17 protein-coding genes are annotated in these 15,300 nt (G+C 51.4%); 4 read left to right on the top strand and 13 right to left on the bottom strand.

Annotated features, from left to right (window positions below; all coding sequences use genetic code 11):
* Nucleotides 1-3: 3 nt before the first annotated feature.
* The 7 genes from ACTBZS_RS00600 to ACTBZS_RS00570 are packed head-to-tail and all read right to left on the bottom strand — an operon-like array spanning nt 4 to nt 6,245.
* Nucleotides 4-1,191, bottom strand: a complete 1,188-nt coding sequence (locus tag ACTBZS_RS00600) for an FAD-dependent oxidoreductase (protein ID WP_463042986.1) — start codon at nt 1,189-1,191, stop codon at nt 4-6.
* Between the two features lie 6 nt (nt 1,192-1,197).
* Nucleotides 1,198-2,514 (bottom strand): Xaa-Pro aminopeptidase, encoded by a 1,317-nt coding sequence (gene pepP, locus ACTBZS_RS00595; protein ID WP_463042985.1) that lies wholly within the window; start codon nt 2,512-2,514, stop codon nt 1,198-1,200.
* Between the two features lie 32 nt (nt 2,515-2,546).
* Entirely contained in the window at nt 2,547-3,275 is a 729-nt protein-coding gene (locus tag ACTBZS_RS00590; RefSeq protein ID WP_460429477.1) for a YebC/PmpR family DNA-binding transcriptional regulator, read from the bottom strand.
* A gap of 57 nt (nt 3,276-3,332) precedes the next feature.
* Nucleotides 3,333-4,106: an ATP-binding cassette domain-containing protein gene (locus ACTBZS_RS00585; RefSeq protein WP_463042984.1), complete on the bottom strand. Its 774-nt coding sequence runs from the start codon at nt 4,104-4,106 to the stop codon at nt 3,333-3,335.
* A complete protein-coding gene (locus ACTBZS_RS00580; RefSeq protein WP_463042983.1) occupies nt 4,100-5,044 on the bottom strand; it encodes a FecCD family ABC transporter permease in 945 nt (314 codons plus the stop codon). Before ACTBZS_RS00580 ends, ACTBZS_RS00585 begins: the two co-directional genes overlap by 7 nt.
* A gap of 3 nt (nt 5,045-5,047) precedes the next feature.
* Entirely contained in the window at nt 5,048-5,851 is an 804-nt protein-coding gene (gene dapB, locus ACTBZS_RS00575; protein WP_460429480.1) for a 4-hydroxy-tetrahydrodipicolinate reductase, read from the bottom strand.
* A 31-nt stretch (nt 5,852-5,882) separates the two neighbouring features.
* Nucleotides 5,883-6,245: an outer membrane protein assembly factor BamE gene (locus tag ACTBZS_RS00570; RefSeq protein ID WP_460429481.1), complete on the bottom strand. Its 363-nt coding sequence runs from the start codon at nt 6,243-6,245 to the stop codon at nt 5,883-5,885.
* A 101-nt stretch (nt 6,246-6,346) separates the two neighbouring features.
* Here ACTBZS_RS00570 and fur point away from each other — a divergent pair, with 101 nt between their 5' ends.
* From fur to ACTBZS_RS00555, 3 genes are read left to right on the top strand one after another with little or no spacing between them, the layout of a single operon-like run.
* A complete protein-coding gene (fur, locus tag ACTBZS_RS00565; RefSeq protein WP_460429482.1) occupies nt 6,347-6,784 on the top strand; it encodes a ferric iron uptake transcriptional regulator in 438 nt (145 codons plus the stop codon).
* A complete protein-coding gene (gene aat, locus ACTBZS_RS00560) occupies nt 6,781-7,491 on the top strand; it encodes a leucyl/phenylalanyl-tRNA--protein transferase (protein WP_460429483.1) in 711 nt (236 codons plus the stop codon). The genes fur and aat overlap by 4 nt, the downstream gene beginning before the upstream one ends.
* Entirely contained in the window at nt 7,472-8,206 is a 735-nt protein-coding gene (locus tag ACTBZS_RS00555) for an arginyltransferase (RefSeq protein WP_463042982.1), read from the top strand. The genes aat and ACTBZS_RS00555 overlap by 20 nt, the downstream gene beginning before the upstream one ends.
* Here the strand turns inward: ACTBZS_RS00555 and ACTBZS_RS00550 are convergent.
* From ACTBZS_RS00550 to rluC, 6 genes are read right to left on the bottom strand one after another with little or no spacing between them, the layout of a single operon-like run.
* On the bottom strand, nt 8,203-9,363 hold the full coding sequence (locus ACTBZS_RS00550; protein WP_463042981.1) for a quinone-dependent dihydroorotate dehydrogenase: 1,161 nt from the start codon (nt 9,361-9,363) through the stop codon (nt 8,203-8,205). The genes ACTBZS_RS00555 and ACTBZS_RS00550 overlap by 4 nt on opposite strands.
* Nucleotides 9,364-9,398: 35 nt before the next feature.
* Nucleotides 9,399-10,199, bottom strand: a complete 801-nt coding sequence (motD, locus tag ACTBZS_RS00545) for a flagellar motor protein MotD (protein WP_460429486.1) — start codon at nt 10,197-10,199, stop codon at nt 9,399-9,401.
* 22 nt (nt 10,200-10,221) lie between these two features.
* Entirely contained in the window at nt 10,222-11,166 is a 945-nt protein-coding gene (locus ACTBZS_RS00540; protein ID WP_460429487.1) for a S49 family peptidase, read from the bottom strand.
* Nucleotides 11,163-11,462 carry a Rieske (2Fe-2S) protein gene (locus tag ACTBZS_RS00535; RefSeq protein ID WP_463042980.1) on the bottom strand — a complete coding sequence of 100 codons (300 nt, stop codon included), beginning with the start codon at nt 11,460-11,462 and terminating at the stop codon, nt 11,163-11,165. Before ACTBZS_RS00535 ends, ACTBZS_RS00540 begins: the two co-directional genes overlap by 4 nt.
* A gap of 17 nt (nt 11,463-11,479) precedes the next feature.
* Nucleotides 11,480-12,166, bottom strand: a complete 687-nt coding sequence (locus ACTBZS_RS00530) for an HAD family hydrolase (RefSeq protein WP_022653163.1) — start codon at nt 12,164-12,166, stop codon at nt 11,480-11,482.
* Nucleotides 12,163-13,098, bottom strand: a complete 936-nt coding sequence (gene rluC / locus ACTBZS_RS00525; RefSeq protein ID WP_460429490.1) for a 23S rRNA pseudouridine(955/2504/2580) synthase RluC — start codon at nt 13,096-13,098, stop codon at nt 12,163-12,165. Before rluC ends, ACTBZS_RS00530 begins: the two co-directional genes overlap by 4 nt.
* Nucleotides 13,099-13,632: 534 nt before the next feature.
* Here rluC and ACTBZS_RS00520 point away from each other — a divergent pair.
* Nucleotides 13,633-15,300, top strand: a 1,668-nt coding sequence (locus tag ACTBZS_RS00520; RefSeq protein WP_463043023.1) for an Rne/Rng family ribonuclease, incomplete at its 3' end; no start/stop codon positions are given.

Below are 15,300 nucleotides of genomic sequence, written 5' to 3'. Positions count from 1 at the left end.
CGCTCAATACTCCAAGCCAAAGACTAATTTATGTGTAAATCGCTGTCGTAGTGGAGTCAGCATGTCCAAAGCAGAAAGCGCAATGCCACGCCCTAGACGGCTGATAGGATCGTGATGATCGAACAGACCGATTAGACTGTGAGTAAACGCAGTAATCGTTAGGCGGTCACGTTGACGTTGGCGTTGGTAGCAATGCAGCAATGCCGGTGCACCAATATCGCGAGCATGTGCCAATAAAGGCAATAAAGTGTCCGCATCACGCAAGCCGAGGTTCAAGCCTTGTGCTGCCACTGGGTGTAAGGTTTGTGCTGCATTTCCCACTAACACTACTCGTCCGGCATGCAGTTTGTTCGCTAATTTTAAGCGCAGCGGAATGGCCTGCGGTGGGCTGACACAGGCAGCAAAACGCAGTTTATGACCACAAATTTGATGCAGCGCATCAAGAAACTCAGCTGGGGTGCTGTTAAGCAAGGCTTCCGCAGCGGCATGGCGGCGTGTCCACACTAACATCATCTCCGACCCCACCGGCAACAAGGCAAAAGGCCCGCCTTCGGCAAAGCGTTCATAGGCAATGTGTTGGTGTTGATAACCCTCAGCGAGGGCTAAACGGCACAATAGGGCCGATTGTTCATAGTCATGAACATGATGATGCAAACTGGGAAGTTGCTGTAAGACGCTGCCGCCCTCGGCTGCGATCAATAATTTACTGGTCAACAGTTGTTGACCCTGTTCAGGGTGACGAATGGTTAAGCTGGCATACGCAGCAAGATTACCGATTTTTTCCCCACGCCACCCCTGAAACAAATGGATAGGCGCTTGGTTAAGTGCGTGTCCCACCGCTTGGTCGAGATCGTGATAGGCCATGGTATAGCCCAAGTCAGTCACACCAATATCGGCTCCACTGAGTAAAGTGCGGCCAAAGGCACCGGCTTGGCTGACATGGACTTGTTGAATCGCAGTCAGTTGCTTGACGGGAAGGGTGACACCGGCTTGTTGTAGTAAATCGACACTCAAACGTGAAAGCGCCAGAATCCGAGGATCTTGTGTCGTGCTGTCGGTGTTGACACGGCTGGCGCGAGCTTCAACAACGGCGACCCGCCGGCCTTGTTTTGCCAGTTGTAGGGCAATGACCGTCCCCACGGGGCCGGCGCCGACAATGATGGCATCAAAATCATGGCTGGTATTTTGCATGATGGTTTATCCCTTCGTGGTTGCCATCAATGTCTCAATCGCCACCGGATCAGTCGGGACTTCCGCAGTCAATACTTCATGTCCCTGTTCGGTGATTAACACATCGTCTTCAATACGGATGCCGATATTGGCAAATTCAGTCGGTACACCGTCACCAGCGCGAATATATAAGCCGGGTTCGATGGTGGTTACCATCCCTGCTTGTAGCGGACGCCACACACCTTGTTGCTTATAGGCCCCGACATCATGGACATCTAAGCCCAGCCAATGGCCAATGCGGTGCATGTAAAACCGTTTATAAGTTTCGCTTTCGATATTGCCGTCAACGCTGCCTTGTAATAAGCCTAAATCGATCAAGCCTTGTACCAAAATGGTGAGAGCCGCATTGGCTGGGGTATCCCAACTTGCACCGACCTGACAGGCGGCAATCGCTGCTTGTTGGCTAGCCAACACAATATCGTATACCGCCCGTTGAGCTGGGGTGAACCGGCCATTGATCGGGAATGTTCGCGTAATATCACCAGCGTAACCGTGGTATTCACACCCCGCGTCAATTAACAACAACTCACCATCACGCAAGCGATCACGGTTGCTGACATAGTGCAAAACGCAGGCATTTTTACCGCTGGCAACGATGGATTCATACGCTGGTGCACGTGCACCACTGGCAACAAAATGATGCAGTAACACTGCTTCGATTTCATATTCGTAGCGACCGGGGCGACTGGCTTGCATCGCAAGGCGATGGGCTTGGGCTGAAATACGGGCGGCTTGGCGCAGTAAGGTGCGTTCGTGCTCATCCTTAAACAAACGCATTTCTGCCAATAAAGGCTGTAAGTCATGCAGCTGCGATGGGGCTTGAATGCCTAAACGTGCTTTGCTACGGACTTGGTCTAACCAATCTAACACTTGCCGGTCAAAACCGGCACATTGACCTAATGGGTAGTAAATCGCTGGTCGGTCTGCCAGATAGGTGGGCATCTGGTTGGCTAATTCTTCAATGGGGTGTGCTTCGTCAAAGGCAAATTCTTCCGCCGCTGCCGCAGGGCCATAGCGGAAACCATCCCAAATTTCGCGTTCTTCGTGTTTGCTACGACAAAACAAAATGCTTTTACCGGTACGGCCATCCAGTACCACCACCGCCTCGGGTTCAGTAAAACCAGTGAGATAGTAAAAATTGCTATCAAAGCGATAGGGGTAGTGGGCATCGGCATTGCGCTGGCGCTCTGGCGCTGTGGCCAACACCACCACACCATCGCCCACCTGCTGCAAGAGATGTTGTCGGCGATGAAGATAAACCGAGGCAGGATGGGCGATAGACATGGTATTTCTCTCTTGTTTAATTCAATCGACAATTAGGCTTGGTCAAACACGGCAGAGGTATAAACCTCTTGCACATCGTCCAGACTTTCTAACGCATCTAAAAGTTTCTGCATTTTGACAGCATCATCACCTTCTAACACTGTGTCATTCTGTGCCCGCATGGTAACTTCGCCCATTTCGGCTTTAAAGCCTGCCTTTTCTAACGTCTCACGGATATTGACAAAGTCATACGGTGGCGTGATGACCTCTAACGAACCATCTTCATGGTTAATTACATCATCGGCACCGGCTTCTAACGCGGCTTCCATCAGCGCATCTTCGTTGATGCCGGGGGCAAAGATAAGGTAACCACAATGGGTAAACTGGAAGGCGACACAGCCATCGGTGCCAAGATTGCCACCATGTTTGCTAAACGCATGGCGCACATCGGCTACGGTACGGGTTTTGTTATCAGTCAGACAATCCACCATCACCGCTGCGCCACCAATGCCATAGCCTTCGTAGCGCATTTCTTCGTAGTTCACCCCTTCTAAATTGCCGGTACCACGATCAATTGCCCGTTGGATATTGTCCTTTGGCATATTGGCGTCGAGTGCTTTATCGACAGCCAAACGCAAGCGGGGATTGATGGCTGCATCACCCCCGCCCATTTTGGCGGCAACGGTAATCTCTTTAATCAAACGGGTGAAAATTTGTCCGCGTTTTGCATCCTGACGGCCTTTGCGGTGTTGGATATTGGCCCACTTAGAATGACCTGCCATGTTGTCCTCAAATGATTAGGAATACGATACGGCAGCCATTTTAGCACAGCGCCTTTTTTAGGCTGAAAGCGTCTGTGTGGGCACGATAATCGGCCGGTGCGGTGGTTGGGGATGAGGCAGTAACACCACCTCTTGTTGCCAAATAGCATGAATTTGCGAGGCGGTTAAACAACGCTGTGGTGGACCATAGGCGACTAAGCGGCCATTTTGTAATACCCCTACCGCATCCGCATAACGCATGGCTTGATTGAGATCGTGTAACACCATCACCACCCCAATTTGTTCTTGTTGGGCGAGCTGCTGACAATACTGTAACAGCTGTTCTTGTGCGGCCAAATCGAGGGCGGCGCAGGGTTCATCTAACAACAAATAACGCGGTGTTGCATCCGAACAGCGCAGCTGTAACACCGCATGAGCGAATGCAACCTTAGCGCGTTCCCCTCCTGACAGATGTTGATGTGGACGTTGTCGGTGAGGGTATAAGTCTAATTCGGTTAATACACGTTCGATTTGTTGTGGTGTGGGTGGGCGGTGTTTGGCAAAAGTGGCTGTTTCCAATACTTCTGTCACTGTTAAACCAAGAATGGGGGTGGCGTCTTGCAACATCAGCGCGCGGTGTTGTGCCAGTGTTGCAGGCGAATAGGCGTTGAGGGGGCGTTGACGCAACGTCACACAGCCACGCGAGGGCGTCAACAGCCCAGCAAGCAGGTGTAATAAACTCGATTTACCCGCCCCATTGCGCCCCAAAATGGCGGTCACTTGGCCAGTGTGCCATTCCCCGTCAATATCATGTAAACGTTGATCGAGACTCAAAGCATGGCAACTTAACATGGTCGTTGTTGTTGGCGTAGCAAGTAAAGAAAGAATGGCGCACCTGCGAGGCTGGTCATCGCGCCAACGGGCAAATCCAACGGAGGTGCGCAGTATTGCGCCACTGTGTCAGCGGCTAAGGCAAGGCCACCACCCGCGAGGGCAGCCAGCGGAATCAACTGGCGGTGATGTCCGATTCCACAGCGGCGGAGGATATGGGGCACCATCAGGCCGATAAAACCTACCATCCCTGTCATTGCAACCGCCCCTCCCACACCGCAAGCCACCACCAAATTAAGGGACTGTTGTTCTCGTTTAACATCCAAGCCGAGGGCGTAGGCTTGTGCCGAGCCCAATAGCAATACATTCAGTGCCGTAGCGCGGTGTAAAAAATACCCACACACCGCGACACTAATACCCCATAGCATGATGGCTTGGGCGAGTGAGGTATAGGCAAAACTGCCCAACAACCAGAATTGGATACTGCGTAACACCGGATCGGAAACCAGACTAAACAACACCGCTAAAATTGCACCACTTAGGGCATTGATAGCGACACCGGCTAAGAGAAGAGACTGCGGTTGCTGTTGTTGGTTGAGAAACTGAGCCAACACATTGGCACCGAGCGCACCAGCAAAAGCAGCGATGGCAACCACGGCCGCTGGACTATGTAGGGCAATTGCAAAGGCCGCACCTAAACCCGCCCCACCTGCAACTCCCACCAACCCCGGGTCGGCCAGTGGGTTACGAAATTGGGCTTGCATGGCGGTGCCACACACCGCCAAGATTGCCCCGACACTGATCGCAGTCAGCAAACGCGGTAAGCGTAGCTGCCACACAATGTCGGTGATGGCTTGCTGTGGCAGTGCATCGGTATGGATAAGCAAGAGGTAGGCGCTGTTGATGCTCAATAACAACAATAAGCCGATGGCAAAACGCCTACCGCGTGATAAAGCCAACAATCAGCGCAAACCCAACACATCCTGCATATCAAATAAACCGTGGGGTTTATCTGCTAACCATTGCGCGGCACGGACAGCACCACTGGCAAAAGTCATGCGGCTAGAGGCTTTATGAGTGATTTCCACGCGCTCGCCAACAGTGGCAAACAACGCGGTGTGGTCGCCGACCACATCACCAGCGCGCACAGTGGCAAAGCCGATGGTATTTGGATCACGTTCACCCGTTACCCCCTCACGGCCATACACCGCACACGTTTTCAAATCGCGGCCTAAGGTATCGGCAATCACCTCGCCCATTCGCAATGCAGTACCCGACGGGGCATCGACTTTGTGGCGGTGATGGGCTTCGATGATTTCAATATCGTAGCCATCGTTTAATACCTTGGCTGCCATTTCCAATAATTTGAAAGTCAGATTGACCCCAACCGAGAAGTTCGGTGCAAAGACAATCCCAATCTGTTCGGCAGCAGCACGAATAGCCGCTTTACCGGCATCATCAAACCCAGTCGTGCCTAAAATAAGCTGAACCTGATGACGCTGACACGCCGCCAGATAGGTCAAACTGGCTTCGGGACGGGTAAAGTCGATCAGGACATCTGCCCCAGCTAACACAGCGTCGACATCATCAGAAATCAACACACCGCAAGGTTGACCAACCAACATCCCGGCATCGTGACCGATAAACTCGCTACCACAGCGCTCTAGCGCGCCATGTAACACCGCGTCGGGGTGGCTAAATACCGCTTCAATCAGGGTCCGTCCCATGCGGCCACTGCTACCTGCAATCACAATACGACGTTGCATAAACAATTTTCTCACAGCTTAAAAAGAAAAATTACGACTGAGGGGTTGTGTCTTGACGTGTGCTATCAGGCAAAGCTTGCCCTTCGATTCGTTCCAAGACTTCACCTTTGAAGTACAACGTCAGGTGGGCCTTGCCAATCAGCTGATGTTTACGATAGTGCTGATAGGTGTAGTCCCAACGATTGGCATGGAACATATCTTTTAACAACGGCGTGCCGACAATCGCTTGTACCTGTTGTCGCGTCATACCGGGACGCAGTTTATCAACTTGGTCTTGCGTGATGGCATTACCCTGTTGGATATCGATGGCATGTGGTGATAACCAAGTGGGTAGCTGAGAGATACTGCAGCCGCCAAGTACAGCGGCAAGGCAAACAGAAAGTAAAATTCGCATGACAGTCCTGTGCAACAGCATGGGCGCCTGCCTGTGATTAGGCAACTGGCGGTGAAGGGCTGTATCATAACCGAATGATTTGACTTTGCGACACACTCGTTATGAACCCAGCACATCATCTTAAAGACATTGGTTTAAAAGCAACCGGCCCTCGGCTCAAAATTTTAAACCTTTTTGAAACCTCTGAACTGCGTCATATGTCGGCAGAAGATGTCTATCGTCAGTTACTGCTAGAAAATATCGACGTTGGTTTGGCCACGGTGTATCGAGTGCTGACCCAGTTTGAACAAGCTGGCATCTTAACTCGACATCATTTTGAGACCGGTAAAGCGGTGTATGAGCTCAATCAAGGCCATCATCACGATCATCTGGTTTGTGTGCAATGTGGCCGTGTCGTTGAGTTCTTTGACGCGGAGATTGAAGCTTTACAAGATAAAGTGGCCGCTAAACATGGCTTCCGCATTCAAGAACATGCCATGTATCTGTATGCAGAATGTACCAAGACCGACTGTGAGCACCTGCAACACAACGCGACATGATTCCGTTTTTGTCGCCTGAAGCGCCCTTCCCTTCGCCCGAACGGGCCCTAACACAGCCAAATGGTTTGTTGGCGGCGGGAGGGGCGCTGTCGCCTACGACTTTGCTACGCGCTTATCAGCAAGGCATTTTTCCTTGGTACTCTGCCGGTGAACCAATTCTTTGGTGGTCTCCCGATCCAAGAATGGTGCTGTATACCGATGAACTGCATCTGTCTCGTGCCTTGGTCAAGGTACGCCGTAACCGGCCGTGGCGGGTGACGTTTGACACTGACTTTCCGGCAGTGATGCGCGCTTGTGCAGCGATGCCACGCCCGGGACAAGATGGCACTTGGATTACACCGCAGATGATCGCGACTTATACCGAGTTGCATCGCCTTGGGTATGCCCATTCGGTAGAAACATGGATGGAGGGTGAGCGCGTTGGTGGCCTGTATGGGGTGGCAATCGGGCGCATGTTTTACGGAGAATCGATGTTTTCATTGCGACCAGACGCATCTAAGCTAGCATTAGTGTGTCTGGCCGAGCATTTGCAACAAGCCGGTTTTTTGTTGATAGATTGTCAAATCTACACCCCACATTTAGCCCGTATGGGGGGGCGTTTAATCCCTCGGGCAAGTTTTTTGCAACATCTTGCGACTGCCACACAACAGGAAGCGCCTGCTGGCCTGTGGGAAAAGGAATTCGCTCATGACCCATCGTGCCCCTGATCGCTTAACCAGCCTACATTTTTATTCGACTGCACCCTATCCGTGTAGCTATCTGGACGACCATCTAGCACGTTCACAAGTGGCGGTGCCCAGCGATGGTATGGATGTCCACACCTATAGCCAACTGGTACGCAGCGGTTTTCGCCGCAGTGGCTATTTTATTTATCGGCCCTATTGTGATGACTGTGTGAAATGTATCTCGGTGCGGGTGCCGGTGGCAGAATTTGAACCCAGTCGTACCCAGCGCAAATTGTGGCGCCGGCATCAGCCGCTACAGGCCCAACTGCACAATCTGCATTTTGATGAAGAACATTATCAGCTCTACAACCGCTATCAACAGGCACGGCATGACGGCGGCAGCATGGCAGAAGACGATCGCCAACAATATGGCGATTTTATTCTCAAAAGCACGATGGAGAGCTGGTTGGCGACGTTTCGTGAGCCAGACCAAACCTTGCGTATGGTCAGTTTGATTGATCGCCTAGATGATGGCTTGTCGGCGGTCTATACCTTTTTCGATCCCCAGCCGGCGAATGCAAGTTTTGGCACGTACAACGTACTGTGGCAAATCGAACTCTGCCGCCGCCTGCGCTTACCCTATCTCTATCTAGGGTATTGGGTGAAAGAGTGCCGGAAGATGGCTTATAAAACCAACTTCCAGCCATTAGAGCGCCTCAGTCAAGGCCGTTGGCAACGGCTAGAAGGATCGATTTAAGCCGTTGCAGGAGGTTGGCTGTCGGTTGTGGCCGCGTTAGCCGCCTGTGCTTCTACTGCTGCTTTTGCCGCCTCGGCTTCGGCGCGGGCCTGTTGCCACATCGCACGCTGTTTTTGCCGTTTGGCTTCTAATTCAGCCAAGAAGGGGCGGGCAGCTTCGACACATTCGTTAACCAACACCGGGCCTCGGAAAATCAAACCACTGTAGATTTGAACCAAGCTGGCACCGGCGTCAATTTTTTCCCATGCATCTCCGCCGCGAGTAATGCCTCCGACCCCGATAATCGGCACCGCACCTTCGAGTTGTAACGCCAACTCGCGAATCACCAGTGTCGATTTGCTATTCAGCGGCGCCCCACTCATCCCACCTTGCTGTTCTGCCCCCGGCAGGTGCATTAAACCATCACGAGATAAGGTGGTATTGGTGGCAATCACACCATCAATCCGATGTTCAATAAATAATTTCGCTATCCCTGCAATCGCCTCGGTGGTCAAATCGGGGGCAATTTTTACGACCAACGGCACATAACGGCCCGTCTGATCGGCCAACTCTAACTGACGCATTTTGAGCTGAGACAGCAACACCGATAAGGCTGCTTCATTTTGCAGATCGCGCAGACCTTTGGTATTCGGTGAAGAGATATTGATGGTGATATAACTGGCGTAGGGATATACCTTGTTCATGCAAATCAGGTAGTCATCCACCGCTGATTCAATCGGTGTGGTGGCATTTTTACCGATGTTAATCCCTAAAATACCGCGATAGCGGGTCTTTTTCAGGTTTTCCAGCAGCGCATCCACACCGTGATTATTAAATCCCATGCGGTTAATGATGGCATCTGCCCCCGGAAAGCGGAATAGACGCGGTTTATCGTTACCTGCCTGTGGTTTAGGGGTAACCGTACCGACTTCGATAAAGCCAAAACCAAGGCCGGCCAAGGCATCAATATACTCGCCATTTTTATCCAAACCTGCGCCAATTCCCACTGGATTAGGGAAGGTCATCCCCATCACTTCAATCGGCAGCGGTGCCGGACGCGAGCCAAAGAGAGTATCAAGGCCATAGTTATTACAGACGCGCAGCCCATTGAGGCTGACTTCATGCGCTTGCTCAGGATCTAAACGAAACAGCAAGGGGCGCAGCAAAGAATAAAGCATGCTCATTGCAATACAATCAAAAAAAAGAAAAGAGGTTATTCGCTGCGGTCAACGCTACTAAGGGCATCAATGGGCACCGAGCTGTCATTGCGGCGGTCGAGCAGAATACTGATAGCGACACGGCGGTTTTTGGCGCGGCCTTCTGCGGTGTGATTGTCGGAAATCGGTCGTGTTTCAGCGCGGCCAATTGCCACTAAACGGGCAGGGGGGACACCACTTTCTTGGAACAGTCGCACAATACTACCGGCGCGAGCCGCTGAAAGCTCCCAATTCGAAGGATAGAGGGCAGTGCTGATGGGAATATTGTCGGAAAACCCTTCGACCCGTACGGGATGATCGTCATTCGCAAGAATTTGCCCGACTTGCCCTAAAATATCCGCCGACATGCCGCGTGGCAGCGCGCGGCCCGATTCAAACAGCGCGCTGTCGTTGATTTCCACCGCGATTGAAAACTTATCTTGAGTGACTTTTACTTGGCCTGTTTTGACCAAGGGGTCGAGTGCCGCCAACAGCGCACGGTTTAGCCGTGCAATACGCTCTTGGCGTTCGATTTCCGTGTTGCTTTTGACATGCTCAGCGATGGTTTTCGGGTCTTCAATTGCCACCATCGAGTTAGCCGCCTGACCCGTTTGTTGCAACACCGTTGGTGTAATCGAACCATCACGAAACGCTGAAATCACCGCCGCTGACAGTTCTTTGTATTTGCCTTCATTGACCGAGGAGATGGCATACATCACCACAAAGAACGCAAATAACAAGGTAACAAAGTCGGCATACGACACCATCCAACGTTCTAGGTTTTCGTGTTCTTCCGTGTTTTGACGACGGCGGGCCATGTTGGATCTCCTCAAGCAACGATTAACGCAATTGTGGGCTGAATAGCTGATTTAGATAGCTGTGCACACCACTGCTAAACTCAACACCAAAGCGCTTCGCAAAGCGATCCGCCAAATCACCACGAGGCGAAAAATCGACCACTTCTTCCGCTTTAATCACCTCTCGGGCCACCGATTGTACACTGCCATAGCCGTCTGCCAATCCAAGCGGAATACTTTGTTCACCCAGCCACACCAGACCACTGAATAAATCAGGGTCGTTGCGCAAACGCTGGCCGCGACCTTGTTTCACCGCCTGAATAAACTGGTTGTGAATGCCATTTAACAGTTGTTGCCGCCATTGTTGATCGCTCTCTTTGCTTGGGGAAAACGGATCACCCAAGGCTTTGTTGTTGCCGGCGGTTTGCAAGCGACGTTCCACGCCTAATTTCGCCATGGCTTCAGTAAAGCCAAAGCCATCGGACAACACCCCGATCGAACCGATAATGCTGGCTTTATCAACGAAAATTTTATCAGCAGCACTGGCAATGTAATAACACCCCGAAGCACAGACTTCCTCAACTACCACATGCACTGGAATCTCGGGGTGTTTTTGTCGCTGGCGGCGGATTTCATCAAAGACACGGCCTGACAACACTGGACTGCCGCCCGGACTATTGGCTTGGATGATAATGCCTTTGGTGTTGCTGTCTTGATAGGCGCTGTCGAGCCCTTCAATCAGATAATCGGCGGTTTGGTTTTCGCTGGAAATGGCGCCTTCCAAACGAATCAGTGCCGTGTGGCCGTTGATGCTGCTGGCAAGGTGTTCTGGTTTGGTACCAAACAGACTGCTAAATACCAGCACAGCAATCAAACTTAGCCACACAAAACGAAAGAAAATTTGCCACCGACGGGCACGGCGTTGTTCGGTAACGGCAGCCAGCGCCACCCGTTCTAATACACTGCGTTCCCAATTTGGGTCATTCATCGCAAATTCTCTCCATTGCAAGCGGGCGGTACCAGATAGACCTGCCCATCACGTTCTTCAACCTTGACCGAGTGTAACCGGCTGCCACGGCATGGCCCTCGCACACATAATCCGGTGTCTGGTTGATAAGTCGCACCATGTAGCGCACAGATAAGATAGTGTTTTGATAAATCAAAAAAATCACCATCACGATAATCCATTTCAACCGGAATATGCCGACACTGATTTAAGTAGGCATACACATGGCCTTGATAGCGAATGGCAAAAGCAGCTTGTCCTGCGACTTCAAAGCGCACGCCAAGCCCACCCTCGCTTAGATTGTCGCTGCTGCAGAGCCACTGAGCCGAGGGCGTAGCCATTGGTCACACTCAACAAAAGAAGAAAAACAAGCCAGCGGCTGTGTCTGTTGTAGGGCATCGGCAGGATGTGCACCAGAGGCAATGCCAATACCGTGGGTGTTCGCGTGTTGGGCCATCAATAAATCATGTGTGGTATCGCCAATCATCACCGTTTCTGTTGCATCAACCGCGAAATAAGCCATCAACTCTAACAACATCTGTGGATGAGGTTTAGATTGGCATTCGTCCACCGTCCGCGTGGCATGAAACACACGGTCTAAGCCGGTGCTATTTAACACGCGATCCAATCCCATCCGGCTTTTCCCTGTGGCAACCGCCAGAAAAATATCTGGTTGTTGTTGGTAATGCGCCAAAGCGGCTTCCACGCCATCAAATAATGCCACTTCGGTATCGCGTGCCAAATAATGATGGCGGTACGCTGCGACCATCTCAGCGTACTGTGTTGGTTTAAGTTCGGGGCAAGCATGTTGTAGTGCATCAACCAATCCCAACCCAATCACGTGGCTGGCGCGCTCACGGGAGGGAATGGGCAAGCCTAAATCTTGACAAGCCAGTTGAATCGAACGGGTGATGTGGGCGGTGGAGTCCATCAAGGTTCCATCCCAATCGAACACTACAAGGCGAAATTGAGAGGCAATCATGGCTGTAACTCGGTTAAAAAACGGCTTAAATCATCCGGTAGTGGCGCTTCTAGCACTAACGGCTCGTCGGTAAGCGGGTGTTTCAACTGCAGGCGAGCGGCATGAAGGAACATGCGCTTGAGGCCTTGTTTGGCTAACTGTTTGTTGAGAGAAAAATCGCCATATTTATCGTCCCCTGCTATCGGATAGCCAGAAGATTGCATGTGTACCCGAATTTGATGGGTTCGGCCGGTTTTTAACTGGGCTTCAACCAAAGTAAAATCGGCATACGGTTGCATAATGCGAAAACGAGTATGGGCGGCTTTGCCATCACTCTGTACCTGCACCCGCCGCTCACCATCTGGCAGCAAATACTTATGCAACGGTAAGGTTACATCTTTTAGCTTAGCGGGCCATTGACCACAGGCCAACGCCAAATAGCGTTTATCAATCCGTGGGCCACGCATCACTTCGTGCATTTTCACCAAACAACTGCGCTTTTTCGCAATCATCAACAAACCCGAAGTTTCACGGTCGAGGCGATGAATTAACTCTAAAAAGCGGCTTTCAGGGCGGGCTGAACGCAATTGTTCAATCACACCAAACGACACCCCTGAACCGCCATGCACAGCAACACCAGATGGCTTATTGATGACCAATAAAGCGTCATCCTCAAAGACCACAGTAAATTGTTGGGCTGGCGCGATAGGGCCAGTTTGGCTGCGTTCGGCCACGCGCACCGGCGGAATTCTGACAATATCGCCGGCCTGAAGGCGATAACTCGCATCAATCCGGCCTTTATTAACGCGGACTTCGCCGCTGCGGAGGATGCGATAGACATGACTTTTTGGCACCCCTTTGAGGTGGCGCAGTAAAAAGTTATCGATGCGTTGTCCGGCATCGTTGTCATCAAGTGTCAACAATGTGACAGAGTCTTTGCTTATGAGGGTCATCTTGCTTATACTTCGTTGGCTTTCGCTTGCCTTTGCCCTGTTGGCGCGGCAAAAAAGCAAACCGCGATCTGGCGGTTGGGGTGATGCACAATGATGCAAGAACTGCCGACACCTCGACACAAAGCCGGCGATGACAGAGTGGTTTTCCCTCCCGTTTCATCGACCTGATGCTTTGGCCTGCCAACTTCATTGTGATCGTTTAGGCAGTTCTCGGTTGTATTCGCTCACCGAAAAGCAGCGATGGTAAAGCATTTATACGCGACACGCACTCACGAGATTTCCGTCCCCTGTCTTGAATCGACAAGGGCATTGCAGCAAAGTTTGACCCAACATAGGAATAGTCCCCGCGTTGAAGCCCTGCGCCATAGCCCAAAAAAACTGTGAACAAGGCTGGCGGCTCGCTAAATTACCCTCGATCCTGCTCTTTATTGTCTGTTACTGAAAATCTTTTGATCGATCTATCGTTCTGAACGGAAACAGAACGTGTCAAATACTCGCTGCGTCCTTGCGTGTGTGTCGCGCAAGGAACACATGATGAAACGTATGTTATTTAACGCCACCCAAGCAGAAGAACTGCGAGTGGCGATTGTCGATGGACAAAAACTGGTTGATTTAGATATTGAAACCGTCGGCAAAGAACAAAAAAAAGGCAACATTTATAAAGCAATCATTACCCGTATCGAGCCTTCGTTAGAAGCGTGCTTTGTCGATTACGGTTCTGAACGCCACGGTTTTCTACCGTTTAAAGAAATCTCTCGTGCCTATTTCCATACCCAAGATGCAGGTCGTGATGCACGCATTCAGGATGTGTTGTCCGAAGGCATGCAGCTGATTGTTCAAGTGGAAAAAGACGAGCGCGGTAACAAAGGCGCTGCACTGACCACGTATATCAGCTTAGCCGGTCGTTATTTGGTATTGATGCCAAATAACCCGCGTGGCGGTGGGGTATCGCGCCGCATTGAAGGCGAAGAGCGTAACGAACTGCGCGAATTGATGAGTCAGCTCTCGACGCCACGCGGCATGAGTTTGATTGCTCGCACCGCTGGCATTGGTCGCTCGCTCGAAGAATTGCAGTGGGATTTAAACTATCTCTTGCAACTGTGGAGCGCGATTGAAGGCGCTGCGGGCGCACAGCCAGCACCTTTCTTGATTTATCAGGAAGGCAGCTTGGTGATCCGCGCCATTCGCGATTATTTCCAGCCTGATATTGGCGAAATTTTGATCGACACTGAAGAAGTGTACGAACAAGCACGCCAATTTATGAGCCATGTGATGCCGGGCAATGTGGCACGGGTACGCTTGTACCATGATGATGTGCCGCTGTTCTCGCGTTTCCAAATCGAACACCAAATCGAAACTGCCTACTCGCGCCAAGTCGCTTTGCCTTCTGGTGGTGCGATTGTGATTGACCATACCGAGGCCTTGGTGTCGGTGGACGTCAACTCAGCCCGTGCAACGAAGGGCGCTGATATCGAAGCTACGGCGCTAAATACCAACTTGGAAGCGGCAGAAGAGATTGCTCGTCAACTACGTTTGCGCGATTTAGGTGGTTTGATCGTGATCGATTTTATCGACATGGACAACCCAAAAAACCAACGTGAAGTCGAAAATCGCTTAAAAGATGCGCTGAAAACCGATCGGGCGCGGGTACAAATGGGCAAATTATCCCGTTTTGGCCTGTTGGAACTATCGCGTCAACGTCTGCAACCTTCCCTTGGTGAGACCAGCCACATGCCATGTCCACGTTGTCATGGCACCGGTTTTATTCGTGGTACAGAATCGTCGGCCTTGCATATTCTGCGCATCATTCAAGAAGAAGCGATGAAAGACCATAGCTTGGCAGTTCATGCCCAAGTGCCGGTGGATGTAGCGACGTTCTTATTGAATGAAAAACGGGCAGAATTGTTTGGGATTGAAGCACGCTTGCGTGTCAGTGTGGTATTGATCCCCAATATGCACTTGGAAACACCTAACTACCAAATCTCTCGTATTCGTCACGATGAAATGAATGAGGCAGACGAAAATCTGCCGAGCTATCGTCGTGCGGCTAAACCGATGGATTCGCTTGCTGCGAGTTATACACAAGAACGTGAACGACCAGCGCGGCAACAAGCCGCTGTGCAAGGGATTACCCCCGACCAACCTGCGCCGATCTCGAGCCGCGATCAAGCTGCTGCACCCGCCCCCGCACCTGCGCCAACC

It is taken from the genome of Aquaspirillum sp. (assembly GCF_055136605.1).
This window is presented reverse-complemented; position numbering and strand designations above follow the sequence as displayed.